Annotated in this window: 23 protein-coding genes; 11 read left to right on the top strand and 12 right to left on the bottom strand. The window is 69.8% G+C overall.

The features are described from left to right. Positions 1-90 precede the first annotated feature (90 nt). From CXY76_RS07610 to CXY76_RS19525, 4 genes are all read left to right on the top strand, one after another. Entirely contained in the window at positions 91-2,619 is a 2,529-nt protein-coding gene (locus CXY76_RS07610) for an MMPL family transporter (RefSeq protein WP_104163645.1), read from the top strand. A gap of 121 nt (positions 2,620-2,740) precedes the next feature. After that, positions 2,741-3,724, top strand: coding sequence for a porphobilinogen synthase (gene hemB, locus CXY76_RS07605; protein WP_369826105.1), 984 nt, complete (start codon positions 2,741-2,743; stop codon positions 3,722-3,724). Continuing rightward, entirely contained in the window at positions 3,721-5,052 is a 1,332-nt protein-coding gene (hemL, locus tag CXY76_RS07600; RefSeq protein WP_104163643.1) for a glutamate-1-semialdehyde 2,1-aminomutase, read from the top strand. The genes hemB and hemL overlap by 4 nt, the downstream gene beginning before the upstream one ends. Before the next feature lie 113 nt (positions 5,053-5,165). Beyond that, entirely contained in the window at positions 5,166-5,876 is a 711-nt protein-coding gene (locus tag CXY76_RS19525) for a hypothetical protein (protein ID WP_199190227.1), read from the top strand. Positions 5,877-5,895: 19 nt separating this feature from the next. Here CXY76_RS19525 and CXY76_RS07590 read toward each other — a convergent pair whose 3' ends face one another. The 7 genes from CXY76_RS07590 to CXY76_RS07560 all read right to left on the bottom strand — a co-directional run bounded on the left by CXY76_RS07590 (position 5,896) and on the right by CXY76_RS07560 (position 11,794). Continuing rightward, positions 5,896-6,477 (bottom strand): helix-turn-helix domain-containing protein, encoded by a 582-nt coding sequence (locus tag CXY76_RS07590; RefSeq protein ID WP_104163642.1) that lies wholly within the window; start codon positions 6,475-6,477, stop codon positions 5,896-5,898. A 138-nt stretch (positions 6,478-6,615) separates the two neighbouring features. Beyond that, a complete protein-coding gene (locus tag CXY76_RS07585) occupies positions 6,616-7,182 on the bottom strand; it encodes a dienelactone hydrolase family protein (protein WP_104163641.1) in 567 nt (188 codons plus the stop codon). Positions 7,183-7,217: 35 nt separating this feature from the next. Then, positions 7,218-7,598, bottom strand: coding sequence for a DUF1304 domain-containing protein (locus tag CXY76_RS07580; RefSeq protein ID WP_104163640.1), 381 nt, complete (start codon positions 7,596-7,598; stop codon positions 7,218-7,220). A gap of 48 nt (positions 7,599-7,646) precedes the next feature. Beyond that, complete coding sequence (locus tag CXY76_RS07575; RefSeq protein WP_104163639.1) at positions 7,647-8,660, bottom strand: MDR family oxidoreductase; 1,014 nt, start codon at positions 8,658-8,660, stop codon at positions 7,647-7,649. Between the two features lie 70 nt (positions 8,661-8,730). Next, positions 8,731-9,570, bottom strand: coding sequence for an ABC transporter permease (locus CXY76_RS07570; protein WP_233199634.1), 840 nt, complete (start codon positions 9,568-9,570; stop codon positions 8,731-8,733). Beyond that, positions 9,567-10,469, bottom strand: a complete 903-nt coding sequence (locus CXY76_RS07565; protein ID WP_104163638.1) for an ATP-binding cassette domain-containing protein — start codon at positions 10,467-10,469, stop codon at positions 9,567-9,569. Before CXY76_RS07565 ends, CXY76_RS07570 begins: the two co-directional genes overlap by 4 nt. 98 nt (positions 10,470-10,567) lie before the next feature. Then, the gene (locus tag CXY76_RS07560; RefSeq protein ID WP_104163637.1) at positions 10,568-11,794 is read right to left on the bottom strand and encodes a cysteine desulfurase-like protein; all 1,227 of its coding nucleotides are present in this window, start codon (positions 11,792-11,794) and stop codon (positions 10,568-10,570) included. A gap of 66 nt (positions 11,795-11,860) precedes the next feature. Between CXY76_RS07560 and CXY76_RS07555 the strand changes: the two genes are divergently transcribed. Further along, positions 11,861-12,775, top strand: a complete 915-nt coding sequence (locus tag CXY76_RS07555; protein ID WP_104163636.1) for an LssY C-terminal domain-containing protein — start codon at positions 11,861-11,863, stop codon at positions 12,773-12,775. 77 nt (positions 12,776-12,852) lie between these two features. Beyond that, a complete protein-coding gene (locus CXY76_RS07550) occupies positions 12,853-13,266 on the top strand; it encodes a hypothetical protein (protein WP_146073406.1) in 414 nt (137 codons plus the stop codon). Positions 13,267-13,275: 9 nt separating this feature from the next. Here the strand turns inward: CXY76_RS07550 and CXY76_RS07545 are convergent, their stop codons facing one another. From CXY76_RS07545 to CXY76_RS07535, 3 genes are all read right to left on the bottom strand, one after another. Beyond that, the gene (locus tag CXY76_RS07545; RefSeq protein ID WP_104163634.1) at positions 13,276-14,100 is read right to left on the bottom strand and encodes an aldo/keto reductase; all 825 of its coding nucleotides are present in this window, start codon (positions 14,098-14,100) and stop codon (positions 13,276-13,278) included. A gap of 32 nt (positions 14,101-14,132) precedes the next feature. After that, on the bottom strand, positions 14,133-15,347 hold the full coding sequence (locus CXY76_RS07540) for an MFS transporter (protein WP_104163633.1): 1,215 nt from the start codon (positions 15,345-15,347) through the stop codon (positions 14,133-14,135). 190 nt (positions 15,348-15,537) lie between these two features. Further along, entirely contained in the window at positions 15,538-16,437 is a 900-nt protein-coding gene (locus CXY76_RS07535) for a rhodanese-related sulfurtransferase (RefSeq protein WP_104163632.1), read from the bottom strand. Positions 16,438-16,525: 88 nt separating this feature from the next. Between CXY76_RS07535 and CXY76_RS07530 the strand changes: the two genes are divergently transcribed. The 5 genes from CXY76_RS07530 to CXY76_RS07510 all read left to right on the top strand — a co-directional run bounded on the left by CXY76_RS07530 (position 16,526) and on the right by CXY76_RS07510 (position 21,053). Further along, on the top strand, positions 16,526-17,065 hold the full coding sequence (locus CXY76_RS07530; RefSeq protein WP_104163631.1) for a YbhB/YbcL family Raf kinase inhibitor-like protein: 540 nt from the start codon (positions 16,526-16,528) through the stop codon (positions 17,063-17,065). Positions 17,066-17,230: 165 nt separating this feature from the next. Beyond that, positions 17,231-18,322, top strand: coding sequence for an alpha/beta hydrolase (locus CXY76_RS07525; protein WP_233199633.1), 1,092 nt, complete (start codon positions 17,231-17,233; stop codon positions 18,320-18,322). Between the two features lie 89 nt (positions 18,323-18,411). Then, positions 18,412-19,158 carry a nucleoside phosphorylase gene (locus tag CXY76_RS07520; protein WP_104163630.1) on the top strand — a complete coding sequence of 249 codons (747 nt, stop codon included), beginning with the start codon at positions 18,412-18,414 and terminating at the stop codon, positions 19,156-19,158. Next, on the top strand, positions 19,158-20,465 hold the full coding sequence (locus tag CXY76_RS07515) for an amidohydrolase family protein (RefSeq protein WP_104163629.1): 1,308 nt from the start codon (positions 19,158-19,160) through the stop codon (positions 20,463-20,465). The genes CXY76_RS07520 and CXY76_RS07515 overlap by 1 nt, the downstream gene beginning before the upstream one ends. Before the next feature lie 9 nt (positions 20,466-20,474). Then, entirely contained in the window at positions 20,475-21,053 is a 579-nt protein-coding gene (locus CXY76_RS07510; protein ID WP_199190226.1) for a thioesterase family protein, read from the top strand. Between the two features lie 3 nt (positions 21,054-21,056). On the opposite strand, the gene CXY76_RS07505 is transcribed toward CXY76_RS07510, so the two are convergent. Further along, a complete protein-coding gene (locus tag CXY76_RS07505) occupies positions 21,057-21,617 on the bottom strand; it encodes an SRPBCC domain-containing protein (RefSeq protein ID WP_146073405.1) in 561 nt (186 codons plus the stop codon). 75 nt (positions 21,618-21,692) lie between these two features. Next, complete coding sequence (locus CXY76_RS07500; protein WP_104163626.1) at positions 21,693-23,252, bottom strand: NAD(P)/FAD-dependent oxidoreductase; 1,560 nt, start codon at positions 23,250-23,252, stop codon at positions 21,693-21,695. Positions 23,253-23,630 lie beyond the last annotated feature (378 nt).

Below are 23,630 nucleotides of genomic sequence, written 5' to 3'. Positions count from 1 at the left end.
CCCCGCCAGCTTCTGTACCCACTCTCTTCCCGATGACGCGATGCGAGTTCCCCTTCCGTCACTAGGCAAACACGAAAGAACCTGAGGAATATGGCATCCCTTCTCTACCGACTCGGTCGGTTCTCCGCCCACCGGGCCTGGCTGGTCATCGTCGCGTGGGTGGTCATCCTCGGCCTCGCCGGCGGCGCCTTCGCCCTCTTCGGCGGCACTCTCACCTCAGCGGTGAGCATCCCGGGAACCGCCACCCAGAAGGTGAGTGACGAGCTCGCCGAGAAGTTCCCCGCCGCCAGCGGCGGACGGGGCACCGTCGTCTTCACCACCACAGACGACTCGGCGTTCACGGCCGAGCAGAAAACCGCGATCGGTGAGCTGCTCGCCGACACCGTCGAGCTCGACAACGTGACCTCGAGCACGAATCCCTTCGACACGCAGGCGCAGATCGACGATCAGGCCCAGCAGATCATCGACGGCCGCCAGCAGATCGTCGACGGCACGACCCAGATCGACGCCGGGCAGGCGCAGATCGACGCGGCCACCGCCCAGCTCGCTGCCGGACAGGCACAGCTCGACGCCGCCCGCAGCCAGGCGGAGGCGGCCGGACAACTCGCCGCCGCCCAGCCGATGCTCGATGAGCAGCAGGGCCAGCTCGACGCGGGCGCGGCCGCGATAGCCGAGCAGCAGGCCACTCTCGATGCGGGCCGCACCGCACTGACGACCCAGAGCGCCACCCTGGAACAGGGCTCCGACCTGCTCGACCTGGCCGCGGGCATCCGCCAGGTATCGGCCGATGAGACGACCGCGGTCGCGAGCCTGCAGTTCGACACGTCGCTCAACCAGGTTCCGGCCGAATCGAAGGAGGCGATCATCGAGGAGATGGACAACGCCAAGATCGATGGCGTCACGGCCGAGGTGTCCAACGACATCGCCGCCAGCATTCCCGAGATCCTCGGCCCGGGCGAGATCGGCGGCGTGATCATCGCGGCCGTGGTGCTGTTCGTCATGCTCGGCACGCTCATCGGTGCAGGTCTTCCGCTGCTGAACGCGCTCATCGGTGTCGGCGTCGGCGTGCTCGCCTCGCTCGCCCTGTCCGGCAGCGTCGAGATGCTCTCCGTCACCCCGGTCCTGGGCGTCATGCTCGGGCTCGCGGTCGGCATCGACTACTCGCTCTTCATCCTCAACCGGCATCGCACCCAGCTGCGGAGAGGGATAGACCTGCGGGAGTCGATCGGACTGGCGAACGGCACCTCCGGCAACGCCGTGGTGTTCGCCGGCGCCACCGTACTCATCGCCCTGCTCGCCCTCAACCTCACCGGCATCCCGTTCCTGGGCCTGATGGGAACCGTGGGCGCCGTCTGTGTTTTCGTCGCGATCCTCATCGCGATCACCCTGACGCCGGCGCTGCTGGGCCTGGTCGGCACGAAGATCCTCACCAAGAAGGCTCGCGCGCACATCGGCACCCCGTCCGCCAAGGTCGCGGCGCCCATCAAGCCGATGAACACCGTGCGCGCCGTCGTGACCGTGATCGCCGGCATCGCCGTGCTGCTGATCGTGGCGATCCCCGCGCTCTCGATGCGGCTGGGGCTCCCCGCCGGCTCGTCCGAGCCGCTCGACTCGAGCGCCTACCGGGCCTACAAGCTCGTCGACGACAAGTTCGGCGCCGGCGTGAACGGCCCGCTGCTCGTGGTCGCCGACCTCGAGACGGCCATCACCGACGACGAGCTCATCGCCGAACAGGTGCGCATCGGAACAGCGCTCAAGGCTGAGAACGACGTCGTCGCGGTCGCACCCATCGGTGCGTCAGACGACGACCTGCTGCTCGCGTTCCAGGTCATCCCCGAGGACGGGCCGAACAGTGAGTCGACCGAGCAGCTGGTGCGCGACCTGCGCGGCCTCGACATCGAGGGTGTCGCCTCCCTCGGCGTCGCGGGCAACGCATCCGGCAACATCGACGTCAGTGAGAAACTCGCCGACGCGCTGCCGCTCTACCTGCTCGTGGTCGTCGGGCTCTCGTTGGTCATTCTGATCTTCGTGTTCCGCTCGATCCTGGTGCCGGTCACCGCGACACTCGGGTTCGTGCTGTCGTTGTTCGCCTCGTTCGGCGCGATCACGGCGGTCTTCCAGTGGGGCTGGCTCGGGGCGCTGTTCGGCATCCACGACCCGGGGCCGATCCTGAGCTTCCTGCCGATCCTGGTCGTCGGCGTGCTGTTCGGCCTGGCGATGGACTACCAGTTGTTCCTGGTCAGCGGCATGCGCGAAGCGTACGCCCACGGCGCGCCGGCGCGGTTGGCCGTGCAGCGCGGTTTCCACGCCGGCCGCACGGTGGTCATCGCCGCGGCGCTGATCATGGCCTCGGTCTTCTCCGGTTTCGTGTTCTCGAACTCGGTGATGATCCAGTCGATCGGCTTCGGGCTCGCCATCGGCGTGCTCCTGGATGCCTTCGTGGTGCGGCTGCTCATCATCCCGGCCGTGATGCACCTGCTGGGTGACGCGGCCTGGTGGCTGCCGAAGTGGCTGGACCGCATCCTGCCCAACGTCGACGTGGAGGGGGCGTCGCTGGAGCGCACGCACCCGGTCCACCCGGCGGCCGAGCCCGAGCTCGTCACCACCCCGGGCGCATAGGCGCACGCACCCGCACGGCTCACGGCGCGGCCCGATCCCTCACGGATCGGGCCGCGCCGTTTGGCCACCCCGACACAGTCAGGGCAGCGCACTCAGGCGGGAGGCCTAGGCTGGTCGGGTGATAAACCCCGTCATCCGCCCGCGACGACTGCGCAGCACCCCCGCACTCCGCCGCCTGGCCAGCGAAACCCGTGTCCACCCCGCCGAGCTCGTTCTGCCGCTCTTCGTGCGCGAGGGCAACGAATCCGCCCCGATCTCTTCGATGCCGGGCATCGTTCAGCACAGCGTCGACGGTGCCCGCCGCGCCGTGGCCGAGGCCGCCGCGGCCGGAATCGGCGGGGTGATGCTCTTCGGTGTGCCCGCCGTGCGCGACGCCACCGGCACCGGCGCCACCGATCCCGACGGGATCCTCAACGCCGCCACCCGCGCGGTGGTCGCCGAGGTGGGCGACGCCCTGGTGGTGCAGACCGACCTGTGCCTGGACGAATTCACCGACCACGGCCACTGCGGCGTGCTCGCCGCCGACGGCTCCGTCGACAACGACGCCACCCTGCTGCGCTACAACGACATGGCGCTCGCGCAGGCCGAGGCCGGCTCGGCGCTGCTGGGCCTGTCCGGCATGATGGACGGCCAGGTCGCCTCGGTGCGCGCCACCCTGGACGCCGCCGGCTACGCCGACACCGCCGTGCTGGCCTACTCGGCCAAGTACGCCTCCGCCTACTACGGCCCGTTCCGCGAGGCCGTGCAGTCCACCCTCGTCGGCGACCGCCGCACCTATCAGCTCGACCCCGCCAACCGGCGCGAGGGCGTGCGCGAGGCCCGCATCGACATCGACGAGGGCGCCGACGTGGTCATGGTCAAGCCCGCCGGCAGCTACCTCGACGTGCTCGCCGAGGTCGCCGCCATGAGCGAGGTCCCGGTCTGGGCGTACCAGGTCTCCGGCGAGTACGCCATGATCGAGGCCGCCGCCGCGCAGGGCTGGATCGACCGCCGCCGTGCCATCGAGGAGTCGGTGCTCAGCATCCGCCGCGCCGGTGCCGACGCCATTCTCACCTACTGGGCTGTCGAACTCGCCGCCTGGCTCACCGAAACGGATGCCCGATGACGCACGCCACCCACAACGACGAGCTCTTCGCCCGCGCGCAGCTCTCCATCCCCGGCGGCGTCAACTCGCCGGTGCGCGCCTTCAGGTCGGTCGGCGGCACCCCGCTATTCCTGGTCAAGGCCGCCGGCGCCTACGTCACCGACTCCGACGGTCGCGAATACGTCGACCTGGTCAGCTCCTGGGGTCCGGCGATCCTCGGCCACGCGCACCCCGCCGTGGTCAGCGCCGTGCAGGAGGCCGCCGCCCTCGGACTGTCCTTCGGCGCGTCCACCCCCGGTGAGACCGTGCTGGCCGAGCTGATCAAGGACCGGGTCGGCGCCATCGAGAAGCTGCGACTGGTCTCCACCGGCACCGAGGCCACCATGACGGCCATCCGCCTAGCCCGCGGGTTCACCCAGCGTGACCTGCTGATCAAGTTCGCCGGCCACTACCACGGCCACTCCGACGGCCTGCTGGCCGAGGCCGGTTCCGGCCTGGCCACCCTGGCGCTGCCCGGCTCGGCCGGCGTCACCGCGGCCACCGCCGCGCAGACCCTGGTGCTGCCCTACAACGACCTCGAGGCTGTGCGCGCCGCGTTCGAGACGTACCCCGGCCAGATCGCCGCGGTGATCACCGAGGCCGCCGCCGCCAACATGGGCGTCGTCGCCCCGGATGCCGGCTTCAACGCCGCCCTCTGCGACCTCGCACACGAATACGGCGCCCTGCTCATCGTCGACGAGGTCCTCACCGGCTTCCGGGTCAGCGCCGGCGGCTACTGGGCACTGCAGGCCGCCGACGGTGAGACCTACACGCCGGACCTGTTCACCTACGGAAAGGTCATCGGCGGTGGCCTGCCGGTCGCGGCGCTCGGCGGCCGGGCCGACGTGATGGACTTCCTGGCCCCGGCCGGGCCGGTCTACCAGGCCGGAACGCTCTCGGGCAACCCGGTGGCCGTGGCCGCGGGCATCGCCACCCTCACCGCGGCCGACGGGCACGTGTACGAGCGCCTGGACGAGACCGCCGAGCTACTCTCCGAGGCCGTCTCCAGCGCGCTCTACGCCGAGGGTGTCGCGCACAGCGTGCAGCACGCCGGCAACCTGTTCAGCTTCGTCTTCGGCCAGGACGCGGCGATCACGCCGCCACGCAGCTACGCCGAAGTGCAGCGCCAGGAAACCTACCGGTACGGGCCGTTCTTCCACTCCATGCTCGAAAGCGGGATCTCCCTGCCGCCGTCGGTGTTCGAGGCCTGGTTCGTCTCCGCCGCGCACGACGGCGACTCGATCGGCAAGATTCTCGAGGCGCTGCCGGCCGCCGCGAAGGCGGCCGCCGAGGCGCGTCCGGCGACCTAGCGCCGGTTCTCCCGCGGATGCGGGCGCGTGTGGGCAGGTTCCAGCGCGGCGGCGTTACGTCTTTGTGAGTTAGCGACAGGAGCTTTACCAGCCGGACCGGGCAGACTGGGGGAATGGCTTCTTTGCGCGTACATCCCGACCGGCTGGAGATTCACCTGACGGCAGCGGAGAAGACGCTGGCGTTCCGCCGAGAAGACGTCGTGATCCAGCGCGAGAACATCCGGTCGGTGACGATCACGGATGATCCGTGGATCTGGGTGCGCGGCATCCGCGCCCCTGGCGCCCTGGTGCCGCTGGTCCTGGCCGTCGGCGTGTGGAAGTTCCACGGCGGCAAGGACTTCCTCGCCATCAAGCGCCGGCGCCAGGCCGTCGTGATCGACCTGATCGGCGACGACTTCGCCCGGGTGATCCTGTCGACCAACCACGCACCCGACCTCATCGCCTCGCTCAAGCTCGAGGCCACCGACGCGCAGGATGTGCCGGAGCTCGACGAGCCTGTCGAGCAGCCGGTCGAACAGGTCAAGCCGGTCAAGCCAGCCAAGCGGGTCCGAACCCCCAAGGTTGCCAAGCCCGTCGAGCTCACCGACCCGGCCGACCCGGCCGCGCCGGTGAAGCCGGCCCGGCGCGCCAGGACCGCCAAAGCCGTCACGGTCGTCGAGGCCGCCGACACCGCCGAGCCGGTCGAGCCGGCTATCCCGGCTATCCCGGTCAAGCCGGCCAAGCGCGCCTCCCGCGCCAAGGCGACACCGGTCGCCGAGCCCGTCGCCGAGCCGGTGGACCTGCCGGTCGTCGGGCCGGAGGAGCGGTCGGAAGCGACCGCCTAGATCGCCCGCTCGCCCGGGGTCAGCGAATGGTGCTGGCCCGCACGTGGATGCGTTCGCCCGTCTGGCCGAACAGGCTGAGGATCTCCGTCGGATCGGGCCCCGCGCTGCCGAAGGCGTGCGGCACCCGGGTGTCGAACTCGGCGACCTCGCCCACGCCGAGGATCATGTCGTGGTCGCCCAGCATCAGCCGCAGGCGACCGCTCAACACGTAGAACCAGTCGAATCCCTCGTGGCTGCGCTGCTCGAGTTGCTCGTCGCCGGCGCGCCCGGGGATGGTCACCTTGAATGCCTGCAGGCCGCCGGCGGTGCGGCTGAGCGGCACGAAGGTGCGGCCGTGGCGCGTGAACGGGCGCTGATCCAGCCGCGGGTCGTCGGCGGCGGGAGCGTGCACCAGGTCGTCGATGGTCACGTCATGGGCGCTCGAGAGAGCGAGCAGCAATTCCAGGGTGGGTTTGCGCTGCCCGGACTCCAGGCGGGAGAGAGTGCTCTCGGAGATGCCGGTGGTCGCGGAGAGCTGCGCCTGGGTGCGCCCGCTCCGCAGGCGCAGCTCGCGAAGCCGGGCGCCCACGTTTTGGGCAACGGATGGCGTATCAGAGGTCATCCCCCCATCGTGCCAGACCGGCAAGCCCTCTTGCGTTCCCGCTCCGTCACCGGCTCCCCGAAGCGCGCCAGACCTCGCGAAAGCGCTCTTGTGGCTGCCACAGCTGGCTGAAGCAACCGCATGACCGCTCTCGCGGTGTCAGGCCAGGCGGTCGAGGAACTCGATCGTGCGCGTCAGGATGAGTTCGGCGATCTCCTCGTTGTACTCGCCCAGGCTGGAGTCGGCGACCAGGTGGGCAGACCCCGGGTAGATGAACAGTTCGGCCGCACCGGCATCCTCGGCGAGTTCCTCGACCTCGAGCAGCTCGATCCACTCGTCCTCCGCGGTCACGTGCAGTTGCAGCGCCACCGCGGCGGGCCACGCCGAACCGAACATGGCCGCCGGCACCCCGCCGTGGAACAGGAGCGCGCCGAGGGCTCCGCTGCGGGTCTGGGCGAGCTTCTGGGCGGGCAGGGTGCCCAGCGAGAAGCCGGCGTAGACCGTGTGCGGCCCCACCGCATCCGCTGCCCGTTCGCCACGCTCGATGATGGTGTCGAAGCCGGTCTTCTCGGCGTGCGCGACGCCGGCGTCGATGTTGTCGAAGGTGAGGCCGTCGTAGAGGTCGGGCACGACCACGTCGTGGCCGGCGTCGCGCAGGCGTTGGGCGAAGTCCGCCACGCCGTCGGTGAGGCCCTGCGCGTGGTGGAAGAGGATGACGTGGGTCACAACGGTCCTTTCGGAGGGTCCTGCCGGGCCGGTTCCTAGGCGGACAGGAAGAGGATGAATCCGATCAGCGGCAGCGTACCCTGCGTGAGGGCGGATCTGACCTTGCCCGGCCCCGAGGTGGTGAGCACGATGGCGGCGACGAACATCGACGCCGAGCTGAACAGGATCAGGGCCGCGCCGGCCTGCTCGGGGCCGCCGAAGTACAGGAACAGCCCGATGACGGCGCCCACCGCCAGAAAGAGGTTGTAGAAACCCTGGTTGTAGGCCAGAACCCTGGTGGTCTCGGCCTCGGCCTGGTTGGCCAGGCCGAAACGCTGCCAGATCTTCGGCCGGGTCCACCAGGCGCTCTCCATCAGGAAGATATAGACGTGCAGTACCGCCGCGAGGGCGATGAAGACGGATGCGATGACGGCCATTCCGTCAGCCTAGCCGGGCGTTTGTCGTCACGGCAGATGTCGTCGGGCTCAGCGTCGCACGTCGACGACGGTGCGACCGTGCACCCGGCCGGCCAGAATGCCTTCGGCGGCCGCGAACGACTGTTCCAGCGTGATCACCGAGGTCAGGTCGTCCAGCAGTTCCAGGTCGACCTCGGTCGCGAGGTGCGCCCAGGCCTCCTCGCGAAGCGCCAGGGGGGCTTCGACCGAGTTGATGCCGGCCAGGGTGACCGCCCGCAGGATGAACGGCATCACGGTGGTGGGCAGGTCGGCGCCCTGGGCCAGCCCGCAGGAGGCCACCACGCCGCCCTGGTGGGTCTGGGCGAGGATGTTGGCGAGGGTGAAGCTGCCGACGGAGTCGATCGCGCCGGCCCAGCGCTGGGTCTGCAGGGGCTTGCCGGCCTCGTCGAGGGTGTGCCGGTCGAGGATCTCGGCGGCGCCGAGCCCGCGCAGGTAGTCCCCGAGCTCGTCGCCGCGGCCGGTGGAGGCCACCACACGGTAGCCGCGTGCCGCGAGCAGGGCGATCGCGATCGACCCGACACCGCCGGCAGCGCCGGTCACGAGGACATCGCCGGAGTCGGCGGTCACGCCGCCGCGTTCGAGGGCGAGCACCGCGAGCATGGCCGTGAAGCCGGCGGTGCCGATGGCGGCGGCGCGCTCGGCGCTCAGGGACTCCGGCAGGCGCACCAGGGAGCCGCCGGAGACGCGGGCCCGTTCGGCGAGGCCGCCGTGGTGGCTTTCGCCGATCCCGGCCCCGTTGAGGATCACGTGGTCGCCGGCCGTCCAGCGGGGGTCGTTGCTGGACTCGACCGTGCCAACCAGGTCGATGCCCGCGATCAGCGGCCAGACCCTGGCAACGCCGGGCTTGCCCATCAGGGCCAGGCCGTCCTTGTAGTTGATGCTGGAGAACTCCACCGCCACGGTGACGTCGCCGTCCATCAGCGCATCGTTCCCGAGTGTGGTCAATGCTGAGGATTGGGTGCGCTTGCCCGACTCATCCTCGGTGCGGGTGACGACGATCGCGCGGAATTCGGTAGCAGACATGCCTTCACCCTAGACCCGGCATCTGCGCCAGATCCGGCCGCACACCGGGCCTTTCTGCCCGGGAACACAATCAGGTGACGTCGCGCTTCCAGCTGATGAAGTAGCCGCCGACGGCGGCCACCAGCCCGTAGGCGAGCAGCACCAGGCCGCCCTGCCAGCTCGTGAGCACCGCACTGCCCGGGCTGGTCAGGGTGAAGAAGCTCGCCCCTACGAGGGCGTCGGAGGCGGCGCCGGGCAGGAACTTGCCGATGTCGGCGGTCACCTCGGTGAACGTCGCGGCGAAGCGCAGCAGCGGCTCAACGAACTGGGTGAACGCGAGCACGATCACGATCGACGCGACCTGGCTCGGCACGAGTACGCCCAGGCCCACACCGATGACGGCCCAGAGCGCCATGGCGAGAACGGTGCGCCCGATCAGTGCCCAGGTCTCGCCGTCGGCGAGGAGCGGGTCGACGCCGAAGCTGCTGAGCACCAGCGCGCCGACGCCGACGGATGCGGCCAGGCCGACCACACCGAGGGCCGCGCCCACGACGAACAGGGCGATCGTCTTGGCGCCCAGCACTCGGCCGCGCTTCGGGGTGGCGAGGAAGGTGGGCGTGAGGGTCTGGTGCCGGAACTCGCCCGTGGTGGCCAGCGCGCCCAGCAGCACCGGGAAGACGTACCCCACCGAGGAGGCGAAGCTGTAGATCAGCGGGGGCAGACTGCCGAGGCCGGTCAGGCTGCCGCTGCCGCCGCCGGTGTTCACGGCGTCGGGGCTGATGGCGCCGCTCTCCAGACCGCCGAATAGGGCGGCGAGGCCGCCGGCCAGCAGAGTGATGTAGCCGAACAGCACGAGCGCGAGGATCCACCACATCCGGGTGGTCAGGATCTTGCTGAATTCGGCGGCCACGGGGCGCAGGATCAGGTTCACAGTGAGTCGCCTCCTTCGACGAGGGCGAGGAACGAGTCTTCCAGGCCCGCCTTCTGCCGGTGCAGCACGTTCAGTTCCACGCCGGCGGTGAAGGCGACATGCCCCACCAGGCCGGGGTCCGGCACGGCGACGATCAGGCCGGTGCGGCCGGAGGTGAAGGGCAGACCGGCCTCGGTGAGGGCCGCGATGAGGGCGTCCCGGTTCGGGGAGTCCACGATGACCTGCGGGGCGATGTTGGTGTCGAGGCTGGACAGCGGCCCGGAGTGCACGAGCTCGCCCTTGGCGATGATGATGACATCGTCGACGCTTTGCTGTACCTCGCTGAGCAGGTGGGAGCTGACCAGCACGGTGCGCCCCTCGGCGGCCATGCTGCTGAGGAACCCACGGATCCACTTGATGCCCTCTGGATCGAGGCCGTTGATGGGCTCGTCGAGCACCAGCACGCCGGGGTCGCCGAGCAGCGAGTAGGCCAGGCCCAGGCGCTGGCGCATGCCCAGCGAGTACCCGCCGACCCGCTGGGTGGCGTGGTCGGCCAGGCCCACGGTGTGCAGCACCTCGGTGACCCTGGTGCGGGGAAGACCGGCAGCAATGGCGTAGACGCCCAGGTGATGCGCTGCCGTGCGGCCGGGGTGGAAGCTGGCGGCTTCGAGCGCCGCCCCGACGGTGTGCAACGGCCGGGGCAGGTCGCGGTAGCGCAGGCCGCCGAAGGTCGCGGTGCCCGAGGTCGGGGCGACGAGGCCCAGCAGCATCCGCAGCGTCGTGGTCTTACCGGCGCCGTTCGGGCCGAGGAAGCCGGTGACCCGGCCGGGTTCGACGGTGAAGGACAGGTCGTTGACCGCCGTGACCTGGCCGAACTTCTTGGTGATGCTCGTGAATTCGATGACAGCGCCGATTGGCATCCGAGTCCCCTCTGTCGCTTGGTGCCCAGCTTATGGGGAGAACGGGCCGGTCCGCCCGGGTTTCTTGAGCGCGGTTGCACAAGCTGGGTGGGATGAGGTCAGCTGAGCACGAATTCCGCGATCGCCGCCAGCAGCACATCGATCTCAACCGGGGTGCTGTACGGGGCCAGGCCGATGCGCAGGGCCCCGTTCTCGCCCAGACCCAGGTGCTTGGAGGCCTCCAGCGCATAGAACGAGCCGGAGGGGGCGAGGATCCCGCGTTCGAACAGGAACTCGGCGGCGTCGGCGGCGGGCCGGGCAGCGAAGCCCAGCAGCACGGTGGGGGTGCGCTCGGCGGCGCGGGAGTACACCGTCACGCCGGGCAGGGCGGCCAGCCCGGCCTCCAGCCGGTCGCGGAGGGAATCCTCGTGGGCCTCGGCCAGCTTCAGCGAGGCGCGCAGCAGCGCCCGGCGACTGATGCTCGGGCGCGGCGCCACCCCGGTGGCCAGCTCGCCGAGCCCGGCGAGGAAGTCGACGGCGGCGCTGACCCCGGCCAGGGTCTCGTACGGCAGGGTGCCGAGTTCGAAACGCTCCGGCACCACATCCGTCGACGGCAGCAGCTTGTCGGGGTGGATGCCGGCCAGGAGCCCCGGGTCCGCCGCGAGCACTCCGCAGTGCGGGCCGAAGAACTTGTAGGGCGAGCAGACGAAGAAGTCCGCACCCAGCGCGGCGACGTCCACGAACGTGTGCGGCACGTAGTGCACGCCGTCGACGAAGAGCAGGGCCCCGGCCTCGTGCGCCACCTGGGCGATCTCGGCTATCGCCGGGCGGGTGCCGATCAGGTTGGAGGCGGCGGTCACCGCCACGAGGCGGGTGCGGTCGGTGAGCACCGCGGCCACCGCGGACGCGGGCAGTTCCCCGGTCGCCGGGTCGAAGTCCACCCAGACCACGGTGGCCCCGGCGCGGTCGGCGGCCTGCACCCATGGGCGGATGTTGGCGTCATGATCGAGCCTGGACACCACGACTTCGTCGCCGGGCGCCCAGTCGCGGGAGAGGTGGCGGGAGAAGTCGTAGGTGAGCTGGGTGGCGCTGCGTCCATAGACGATGCCGTGCGGGTCCGCACCGAGAAGGTCGGCCATCGCCGCACGGAACCCGGTGACGGCGTCGTCGGCGTTCCGCTCCGAGAGGCTGCGGCGACCGCGGATCGACAGCGGGCCGGTGAGGGTGCTGAGAATGGCCTGGCCGACGCTGAGCGGGGTCTGCGTGCCGCCCGGGCTGTCGAAGTGCACGGTTCCCGCCGAGAGGGCGGGGAAGTGGGCGCGGATCGAATCGACGTCGTAGGTCACCCTGCCATCCAAGCATTGATCCGGCCGCGGCCGCCGCTGACGCCGACACCGAACTACCATGGCGCCATGCCAGAGACTCCGGCGGTGCCCTCCGGACGCCGACGCGTCTCGCCCGGGGCGATTCTCGACGCGTTCTTCTTCGTGCTGGCCGGCTTCGCGTCGGTGTGGCTGGCGGTGCTCCTGGCCACCGAGAGCCTGGGGCTGGGCTGGGGGCTGCTCTGGTTCGCCGTGCTGTTCTGGGCGCTGCTGGCCTATCTCGTGCTGCCGCGCCTGCACCGCATCCTCACCCGGCTCTATGTGCCTGACTACTTCATCGGTCGCACCCGCACCAGCGACGGCCTGCTCGGCGACCCGGTCAACCTCGCCGTCACCGGCAGCACCGAGCAGGTGCACGCGGCGCTCGCCGCGGCCGGCTGGACCCGGGCGGATGACGTCACGCTCGCCTCGAGCTGGCGTATCGTGACCGCCACGGTGCGCCGGCGCAGCTATCTGCGGGCGCCGGTGAGTCCGCTGCTGCTCTTCGACAGGGTGCAGGACTTCGCGTACCAGCAGGAGGTGGCGAACAACCCGGCCAAGCGCCACCACGTGCGGTTCTGGCGCTGCCCGGACGGCTGGATGCTGCCCGGCGGGCACCGGGTGGACTGGGTGGCCGCCGGCACCTTCGACAGGGCGGTGGGGCTGTCGCTGTTCACCCTGCAGGTCACCCACAAGATCGACGAGCACACCGACGTCGAACGTGACCACATCGTGGCGAGCATCCGCCATGCGGTGCCGCAGACCCGCCTCGTGCTGATCCGGGACTTCGCCACCGGCTACCATTCCCGGAACGGGGGCGGCGACACCATCCAGACGGATGGCGACCTGCCGGTGATCGACCTGCGCGGGATGCCCGTGGCCGGCCGGCCGGGCACGCCCCCGCCGGCCGGTGACGGGGTGACCGGTTCGGAGGGCTCGGTCGTCGAGCTGACCGGGCTGTCATGACCGGGGCCGGCATGGCCGTGTCGGAGGGAACCGCGCGGCCCCGACGGCCCTCGTCGGTGATCGTAGGGTGCCTGCTGATGGTCGCCAGGGCCGTGTCCGGCGGGTTTGTCATCATCACGGTGTTCAGCAGGTGGGAGGAGTTCACCGCCACGATCATGCTCGACGGCGACCGCCCCACCTCGCAGACCGCATCGGCCGTGCTGGGCTGGCTGGTCGGCGGCTACGGGCTGATCTTGGTGCTCTATCTGGGGCTGACGGTGCTGGTTTTCCGTGGGCGCAACGGGGCCAGGGTGCTGGCGTTGACGTTCGCCTCGGTGAGCATCCTGGTCTCGTTCGCGGATTATTCGCTGAACGGCGCCCAGATCTCTCTACGCACCTCGCTGGTCAGTGTCACGATCGACATTCTGATTCTGTTGGCGCTGTCGAGCACCAACGCACGGCGCTATGCCCGGGCCGTGCGGGCCGCCCGGCATGACCGGGCGGCACGCTGACGCCGCGGCTCAGCCGTTGAACTGCACGGGGTCGGGGCCGATCCGGGAGTCGGTGTTCAGGCCGTCGATCAGCAGCAGATCGGCGGGGCTGAGCTCGAAGTCGAAGACGGCCAGGTTCTCAACGATGCGGCCGGGCGTGACCGACTTGGGAATCACGATGCGGCCCTGCTGCAGGTGCCAGCGCAGGATGACCTGCGCGGGGGAGCGGCCGGCGCGGGCGGCGACATCCGCGATGACGGGGTCGGCCAGCAGGCCGCCCTGCGCGAGCGGGCTCCAGGCCTCGGTCAGGATGCCCCGTGCCGCGTTGGCGGCGCGCACCTCGGTCTGGCTGAGGCTCGGGTGCAGCTCCACCTGGTTCACGGCCGGCACGATCTGCGCGGTCTGCGCCAGGCGTTCGAGGTGCTCGGGGGCGAAGTTGGAGACGCCGATCGCGCGCACTCGCCCGTCGGCGAGCAGCTGCTCCATGGCGCGCCAGGACTCCACGTAGTTGTCGTTGGCCGGTGCGGGCCAGTGGATCAGGTAGAGGTCCACGTAGTCCAGGCCGAGCGCGGCCAGGCTTGCCTCGTAGGCGGCGATCGTGCTCGTGAAACCCTGGTCGCTGTTCCACAGTTTGGTGGTGATGAACAGCTCGTCGCGCGGGATGCCCGACGTGGCCAGGGCGCGGCCCACGCCCGCCTCGTTGCCATAGATGGCGGCGGTGTCGATGCTGCGGTACCCGGCGGCGAGGGCGGCGGTCACGGCGGCGGTGGTCTCGTCGTCCGGTACCTGGAACACGCCGAAGCCGAGCTGGGGAATCTCGACGCCGTTGTTCAGGGTGATGGTGGGGATGCTCATGCGATGGTCCTTTGGTTCAGGGTGCGGGGAGGTCAGGAGGCGGTGGTGGCGAGCGGGGCGGCGCTCGCCGCGGGGCCCGGCGTGGCGCTGGGCGGGGTCAGCACGTTGCGGCGGGTGGCGGCCACGATCATCACGATCGCGGCGGCGGCGGTGATCGCCGCGCCGGCCCAGAGCGGTGAGGTGTAACCGAGGCCCACGCTGATGGTGATGCCGCCGATCCAGGCGCCGAGGGCGTTGCCCACGTTGAACGCGGCGATGTTAGCGCTGGAGGCCAGGGTCGGCGCGGTGTCGGCGTAGATCATGATGCGGGTCTGCAGCCCGGGAACGGTGCCGAAGCCGAAGCCGCCCATCAGCACGAGCGCGATGACGGTGGCGACAGGGTTCGCGGCGGTGAGGGCGAAGAGTGCCATCACGACGGTGAGCCCGATCAGCAGCACCACCAGGGTGGGATCGAGACGACGGTCTGCGGCCTTGCCGCCGAGGATGTTGCCCACGAAGAGACCGGCGCCGAAGACCACGAGCAGCCACGGCACGGCCGCGCTGGAAAAGCCGCTCACCTCGGTGAGCGTGTAGGCGATGTAGGTGAAGGCACCGAACATGCCGCCGAAGCCGAGCACCGTGACCACCAGGGAGAGCCAGACCTGGCTCGACCGGAAGGCGCGCAGTTCGCCGCGCAGATTGCTCACGTGCGCGGTGTCGTCGGTGGCGCGGGGTACGAGCGCCGCGATGCCGGCCAGGGCGACAACGCCGATCACCGTGATGGCCCAGAAGGTGGCGCGCCAGCCGAAGCTCTGGCCGATGAAGGTGCCGAACGGCACGCCGAGCACGTTGGCGAGGGTGAGGCCGGTGAACATGATGGCGATGGCGCCGGACTTCTTGCTCGCCGGCACCAGGCTGGCGGCGACGACCGCGCCGATGCCGAAGAAGGCACCGTGGCAGAGGGCGGCGATGATGCGCCCGAGCAGCATGATCGAGTAGCTGGGGGCGAGCGCCGAGATCAGGTTGCCGATGATGAAGAGCACCATCAGTCCCACGAGCACGTGTTTGCGGGGCAGCCGGGTCACGGCGGCGGTGAGCAGGATGGCTCCGACGGCGACGCTCAGGGCGTAGCCGGAGATGAGCCAGCCGGCCGCGGCCTCGGTCACGGCGAAGTCGGCGGCCACCTCGGGTAGCAGGCCGGCGATGACGAATTCGGTCAAGCCGATCCCGAAACCGCCGAGGGCGAGTGCGATCAATCCAATGGGCATGCAAAAGCTCCTTCAAGCGCGTGGGGATGCGCCGGCCCCGTTGGTCGAGCCTGTCGACGCCGTCCTGAGCTTGTCGAAGTAGACCCGGCGACGATAGTTGCAGGCGCGCTATAAATGATTGCACACGCTAGGTAAGTGCGCAAGCAACTACATTGCGCGAGCAGCCGGTTCGGCGATCGTGAGGGCCGACTCAGGCCGCGTGCACCACGCAGGCCGGGGCCGCCACGGCCACGCAGTCCACGCACGCCACGAGTTGCTCCCGACAGGACAGGTCCCGGCAGTTGAGCATGTTCTTGGTGCCCTCGCCGCAGACCTGGCAGTGGCCAAGCGCAACGGTGTGGTCGCTGAAGTCCACCGACATCCGCTGGTCGAACACATAGAGCGAGCCGTCCCAGAGGCCGTCGTCGCCGTAGGCCTCGCCGTAGCGCACGATGCCGCCCTCGAGCTGGTAGACCTCGCCGAAGCCACGGTCCTTCATGAGCGAGGAGAGCACCTCGCAGCGGATGCCGCCGGTGCAGTAGGTGACCACGGGCTGGCCCTTGAGGTGGTCGTACTTTCCGCTGTCGAGCTCGGCCGCGAATTCGCGGGTGTTCGCCACATCCGGCACCACGGCACCCCGGAACCGGCCGATCTCGGCCTCGAAGGCGTTGCGGCCGTCGAAAAACACCACGTCGTCGCCGCGTGCGGCCACGAGGGCGTGCAGCTCGGCCGGGGCCAGGCGGGTGCCGCCGCCCACGACGCCGTCGGCATTCACGGTGAGGGCGTCCGGAGAGCCGAAGCTCACGATCTCGTCGCGCACCTTCACCACCAGCCGGGGGAAGTCCAGGCTCGAGCCCGAGTCGTCGAGCCCGGTGCCCTCGCTCCACTTGAAGTCGATGCCCGCGAATGGCGCGTACTGGCGGGTCTTGCGCACGTACCGCTTGAGGGCGGGCAGGTCGCCGCCCACCGTGCCGTTCAGGCCGTCCTTCGAGATCAGGATGCGGCCGCGCAGGCCGAGAGACTCGCAGAGGTCACGCTGCCACAGGCGAATGGCTTCGGGGTCGCTGAGCGGGGTGAAGACGTAGTAGAGCAGGATCTTCGGAATGGCCACCCCCACATTTTAGGCGGCGCAGAGGGGCCGTGAGGTGGCCCACGTAGGCTGGGCCCCACCAGACCGCCACCAGATCCTTGGAGTGTGAATGAGCACGATCGATCCCTTCGCCCGTTTCGGCGAGGTGCCCCTGTTCAGCCTGACCAGCTCGGTGATGACCGACGGCGGTCCGTTGGCCGCCGCCCAGTACGGCGTCGGTGCCGGCGGCGCGGATGTCTCGCCCGACCTGCACTGGAGCGGCTTCCCGGCCGAGACCCGGAGCTTCGCGCTCACGGTGTACGACCCGGATGCCCCGACCGGTTCCGGGTACTGGCATTGGGCGGTCTTCAACATTCCCGCCGACGTCGACAGCCTGCCCACCGGGGCCGGCGTCGCGAACTCGGTGCTGCTGCCCGCCGGCGCCGTCGTCATGCCCAACGAGATCCGCCGGCCCACGTTCATCGGTGCCGCCCCGCCGCGCGGAACGGGCACACACCGCTACCAGTTCGTGCTGCACGCCCTGGATGTCGCACACCTGGGCGTCGACCCGCAGGCCACCCCGGCCGTGCTCGGCTTCAACGTGCACTTCCACACCCTGGCCCGCGCCGTGCTCGAGGCCACCGCGTTCGCCGGAGGCGCCGAGGCCTAGTCGGTCCCCGCAGTACGCCCACCTCGAACGAATTGAGGGATTCTCAGGTGATCTCAGGGTGTGACGCCTATCGTCGTCACGCGGCAAAAAACGATGCAAGCGCTACCAACGCCAGTCGGCACTTCGAAGCCGCTTCCGGTAGCGCCACGTCGGCAGTAAGGCACCATGTTCCACTCCTCCCCCCACTCCAGCACCAGTTTCGACCCGGCCGCCGGTCCCGCCGCGGACTCGCACCTCACGCACCGGGAGACCGGATTGTCCCGGGTTCCCGTCTGGCTCTGGAAGGCCATCATGACCCGCGTCGCGCCGGGGGAACTGCACAAATTCAACGCCGACCCGATCGACGATGTCGACTACCACTTCGACCTCGACTACGTGGGCGACGGCAGCCGTGATCACCGGCTCGACGTTCTCGTGCCGCACGAGCACCACGACGGCCCCGACGCGAGCACACCGGCGGGCCCGCTGCCCGTCTACATCTACTTCCACGGCGGAGGCTGGACCTCCGGCGACAAGGCTCCCCTCACCAAGTACGCCGCCAGTCAGGCGGTCGAGGGCATGGTCGTCGTCAACGCCAACTACCGCATGGCCACTCGCTTCAAGATCGGCCACATGCTCGACGACGCCAACGCGGTGCTCACCTGGGTCACGCGCAACATCGACGAATACGGCGGCGACCCCACCCGTATCGTCATCGGCGGCGACTCGGCCGGCGGCCACATCGCGGCCCTGCTCACCGCCGCGGCCAACGACGAAGCCCTGGCCGCGCACTACAACCTCGACCTGCCGATCGAGCCCGGGCATCTGCGCGGACTCGTGCAGCACTGCAGCATCGCCGATTTCTCGGTGATGTTCGAGCGTGGATTCGTGCTCAGTCTCAACTTCCTGCGGATGCTGCTTCCCGCACACAGCCAGGGAGTATCCCTGCGCGACGCTGCCCGATTCCTCTCGCCCATCGAGTGGCTCGACAAGGGCTTCCCGCCGGTCTTCATCACGACCTCCGAGCGTGACTACTTCTACCGGGCCAACCTCAATTTCATCGAGGCACTGCGCCGACGGTCCATCGTGGCCGACACCGTGATCTACGGCCGCCACCGCACCAACACCCGGCACACCTGGCAGCAGGACGCCCGGCACCCCGAGTCGCAGGAGGTGTACCGCCGTCTGGGTTCGTTCGTGCGCAAGGTGGCGGCCGTGCCGGCCCCGTCCACCCAGGCGCTGTCGTTGCCTGCGCTGGCCGAGCCCGCCCTGGCGTAGCTCCCCGGCCTGCGAATGGCCCTCCGGGCATGGTAGACAAGTTCGACACTTGCCAGGCCACCCGGGCCGCGCCAGCCAGAGGAGCACACATGAGCCAGGCCGACACATTCCCGGTGACCGGGCTCCCCAAGACCGGGCTGCCCACCCGCGCACTCGTTGTCGGCGACCCGTTCCGGGCCGAGCAGATCTCCCACCAGCTCGACAACGTGCGCGAAGTCGCCCACCGGCGTGAGTATCGCTCGTTCGTCGGCGACTGGAACGGCGCCGCCGTCGTCGTCTCCTCCCACGGAGTGGGCGCCCCCGGCGCCATCTGCCTGTTCCAGGAGTTGATGGACGCCGGCGTCGACACCATCATCAGGCTCGGCACCGCCGGCGCACTGCTCCGCGGCATCGGTGACGGCGACCTGATCATCGCCGAGTCCTGCGTGCGCGACGACGGAGTGACCCACCAGCTGGTGCCGGAGAGCTACCCCGCCGCCTCGAGCCCGGAGGTCGTGATCGCTCTGGCCGACGCCGCCCGGCGGCACGACGCCCCGCACCACCGCGGAATCGTCTGGACCCGGGCGGCCTTCTACCCGGGCATCATCGACCTCAACCAGGCCGGCTACGTCAAGCTCGGCGTACTCGCCATCGAAATGGAGCTCTCGGCGCTGCTGGTGCTCGCCTCCACCCGCGGCGTGCGCGCGGGCGGCGGTCTCGTGATCGACGGCGCCACCGCCGACGACCTCGTCGACACCACCGGATACGACCCGCACCGCACCGTCGTGGCGGACGGCGTCAGCCGCGGCATCTCCGTCACCCTCGACGCCCTCGTCGCCCTGCCGGAGCTCGCCTGATGGTCGCCGAGCACGTCGACCTGATCCTCACCGCGGATGCTGTGCTCACCGTCGACGCCGCGGGCACGATCATCGAGGCCGGCGCCGTGGCCATCCGCGCCGGGGTCATCGTCGGCGTCGGGCCGGCCGCCGATCTGCTCGCCCGGTTCGACGCGGCGGAGGTGCTCGAGAGCCCGGGCTGTGTGATCGCCCCCGGCTGGGTGAACACCCACACCCATCTGGCCATGAACCTGTTCAGGGGCGCGGCCGACGACGTCACCCTCGAGGTGTTCCTCGAGCGCATGATCGGCGCCGAACTGAGCACCCTCAGCGCCGCGGCCGTCGCCATCGGCGCCCGGGCCGGCATCGCCGAGTGCCTTTCCGGTGGCACCACCACGGCGTTGGACATGTACTGGTACCCGCGGGCCAGCCGCGCGGTCGCGGCCGAGGCCGGATTCCGCCTGCTGAACGGCCCCACCTTCCTCGGCAACGCGGACCCCGAGGGCCGCGACTTCGCGGGAATGCTCGAGGAGGCCAGGTCGATCCTCACCGACAACCGCGCCGAGTCGCCCGACGACGACCTCTGGGTGATGCCGCACTCGGCCTACACCCTCAGCCGCGACCAGTTGGAGAGCATCCGGGAGCTGGCGGGCCAGGTCGACGCCCGCATCCACACACACGCCTCAGAGAGCCTCGGCGAACTGGCGCTGACGGTGCAGGTCAACGGTGACCGGCCGGTCGCCGTGCTCGATGCGGCCGGGCTACTGACCGAGCACACCGTCCTGGCCCATGCCGTGCACCTCACCGACGACGAGATCGCCCGCATCGCCGCCGCCGGCGCCGCCGTGGCGCACTGCCCGATGTCCAACCTCAAGCTCGGCTGCGGCATCGCCCGACTGCCCGAGCTGCTGCAGCACGGCGCCGCCGTGGGCCTGGGCACCGACGGAGCCGCCTCCGCCGGCGCCCTCGACATGTACGCCGCCGTGCGGATGGCCGCGCTGTTGCACAAGGGCACCAGCAACGACCCCACCATGATCAGCGCCGAACTCGCCGTGCGGCTCGGCACCGTCGACGGCGCCCGCGCCCTCGGCCTGGCCGACGTGGGCACGATCGAGCCGGGCATGCAGGCCGACCTCCAGGTCGTGCGCGTCGACACCCTGAACACCAGCCCAGGCCGCGACCCCTGGTCGGCGCTGGCCTACACGGCCACCGCCACCGACGTACGACACGCCGTGGCGCGGGGCCGGATCGTGCTGCGCGACAGGGTGCTGCAGACCATCGACGAGAAGTCCGCCCTGCGGGAGCTCTCGGAGGCCGCCGCCCGCTAGCATCATCGGGTGCACATGTTCTTTCGAACCCTGCTCCACAGCCTGCTCTCCCGCTTCGGCCCACGACTCGGGCACTACGACGTCGCCCGCACGCGGTTCATCACGCTGCCCACCGATCAGGACATCCTGCGGCACATGAACAACGGCGTGTACCTGTCGATCATGGACATCGCGAGGTTCGACATGCTGCACCGCACCGGCATCTGGGCCATCTTCCAGGCCAAGGGCTGGTATCCGGTGGTGGTGGCCGAGACCATCAGCTTCCGCAAGTCGCTCACCATCGGCCAGCGGTTCACCGTGGAGTCGCGGATCCTGGGTTTCGACGAGAAGGCCGTCTACGTCGAGCAACGCTTCGTACGGCCCGTCGAGGGCCCGGATGCGACGCCAGGCGACGTCGAGGTCTACGCCCGCGGCTTCATCCGCGGCCGGTTCCTCAAGCGAACGGGCGGCGTGGTCACCATCGACGAGCTCACCGACGCCGTCGGTGCCGTGCCCGCCGGAGTGACCGTGCCCGACTGGCTGCTCGACTGGAGCGCCGACGTGGCCATGCCGGCCACCCGGGCACCGGCCCCCAGCATCTGGGACTAGCGGCTAGGCCAGGTCCTCGCGTGCCGGCGCCGGGGCGGCCTTGGGCACCATGAGCTCCTCGTAGTGTCTCTTCAGCGCCGGGTAGTACTTGCTGAACGACGGCAGCGGGTGGTGCGTGCGCGATGCGACGAGGCGATCGAGGTAGTAGTCCCAGACCGGCCCGAAGGTGGCGGCCTCGGCCGGGGAGTGCAACCGCAGCCCGAAGGTCAGCACGGTCTTGCCTGATCCCCCCGTCAGATGCGCCATCACCCGCCAGGCATCCTCACCCTCGCCGATGTCCAGCGCCAGCCGCCTGGGCTCGACGCACTCGAGGATGCTCACGTACTCCCACTGCGAATCGTTCTTGGATTCCATCCGGAACCGCACCGCCCCCGTGCTCGGCAACCCCGTGTAGGTGCCGATCCAGCCGTGCAGGCCCTCTGGTTTGGTCACGGCCTCCCACACCGACTCCGGGGCCGCCGGGAAGATGCGGTCGAAGAGCAGGTAGAGCCCGTCATCCCGGTGGGCGAACCGCCCCGTGGCGTGGGCGACCTCCGGCGGACCGGGCAGGGGCAGTGTGGGCATGGTGACCTCCACGTTGAGTGAAACACGAGCCTTCTCTCTGAGGCTATGCCTAGTTCGGGGCCGCCGCCAGAGTCCTCAGTCGCTCTCGAGCACGGCCATGGCGGCGTTGTGCCCGCCGAGTCCGCTGACCCCGCCGCCGCGGCGGGCGCCGGCGCCGCACAGCAGAATCCTCGGATGCCGGGTGTCAACGCCCCAGCGCTGGGCGGCCGTGTCCCTGGGCGCGTCGTCCTCCAGAAACGGCCAGGACAGGAGGCCGTGGAAAATGTCCCCGCCGGGCATGTTGAGCGCCGCCTCGAGGTCCGCGGTGGTCTTGGTCTCGATGCAGGGCCTGCCGGTGGCGTCGCTCAGCAGCAGGTCCTCGATGGGTTCGGCCAGCACCGAGTTGAGCGATGCCAGAACGGCGGCCTGTAGCGCGGTCCTGGCGGCGGTGTTGTCCTGGCGGGTGAGCCGGTCCGGGGTGTGCAGGCCGAACACCGTCAGGGTCTGGGCGCCGGCCGCCACCAGCTCGGGCGAGAGGATGCTCGGGTCGGTGAGGGAGTGGCAGTAGATCTCACAGGACACCAGCTCGGGGATCCGGCCGGCGCTGGCCTGCCGGTGCGCGGCCTCGAGCTGGCTGAGGGTCTCATTGATGTGAAAGGTTCCACCGAACGCGGCCTCGGCCGACACCGACGCATCCCGCAGACGGGGGAGTCGGCGAAGCAGCAGGTTCACCTTCACCTGGGCGCCCTCAGGCTTCACGGTCTCCGGTGTGCGCTCACCGAGGAGGCCGTCCAGCACCCACGGCGCCACGTTCGCCAGCACGTGTTGTCCCTTAACGCTCAAATCAATGCCCTCGTGCCGGTAGCGCACGGCGCCGTCCGGATCGATGCCGGTGACCTCGGCGCCGGTGAGGATGCGCGCACCGGCCTGCCTGGCCACCCGCTCCAGCTCTCCGGTCACCGCGCCCATGCCACCGATGGGCACATCCCAGTCGCCGGTGCCGTTGCCGATCGAGTGGTACAGGTAGCACCGGTTCGCGTCCAGCGACGCGTCGTGCACCGAGGTGAACGTGCCGATCAGGCCGTCGGTGGCCAGCACCCCGCGCACCAGGTCGTTCTCAAAGCGGCGATTGAGCATCTCGCCGAGCGGATGCTCGATGACCTCGTCCCACAGGGCGTCGTCACCGACCAGCCGGCGGGCCTCCGACCGGGTGGGCAGCGGTTCGCACACGGTGGGGAACAGAGCACGAGCCAGATGCCCGAGTTCGTCGCCCAGTAGTTGCCAAGCGGGGAGATCCGCACCGGCCCCGATCCGGTCGAAGGAGGCCGCCGTCGCCTCGGAGTCGCCCGCATCCACCAACAGGCCGGTCGCCGGGTTGGCCGGATCCGGGGTGTACGACGAATACCGGCGCCGGGCCAGCTCGATCGACAGGCCGAGTTCGGCGATGATCCGCGCCGGAAGCAGGCTGACCAGGTAGGAGTACCGGGACAGGCGGGCATCCACCCCGGTGAAGGCGGCGGCCGATACCGCGGCACCGCCCACGTGGTCGTCCCGCTCGAGCACCAACACGCTCCGCCCGGCCTTGGCCAGATAGGCCGCGGCGGTGAGGCCATTGTGGCCACCCCCGACGATCACGATGTCGTGCGTGGAGTCCATGGAAGAGCCCTTCTCAAGCGCCGATGCTGGTGTATCGACCCTAGCCTCGACGCGGCGACACGCCCGGGATGCGGATGGGATTTGCGACCCCCCCAGAATCCCCGTAATGTCATCTCTCGTCACCCCACAGGTTCGGAAAGCCGAAGAGCTACCGGCCTCAAGCGGGACCAAATCCAAGCAGAAAAGAAAGCGATTCTTCGCTTTGTACAGCTTGATGAAGTTTGCTTCGCATTCCCTAACCGGGATCCCAGCAGACAACAAGAACAACATCGAAGTGCCCCGGAGCGACAGCCATTAGGCCTGAAGTCGGGTGCGTCCGATCCTTGAGAACTCAACAGCGTGCACAATGTCAAATGCCAAAAACCTCGTGGTTTGGAT

This window comes from Cryobacterium sp. N22 (assembly GCF_002929555.1).
Lineage (GTDB): Bacteria > Actinomycetota > Actinomycetes > Actinomycetales > Microbacteriaceae > Cryobacterium.
The sequence above is the reverse complement of the archived record's forward strand: the minus strand, read 5'-3'. Positions and strand labels throughout refer to the sequence as shown.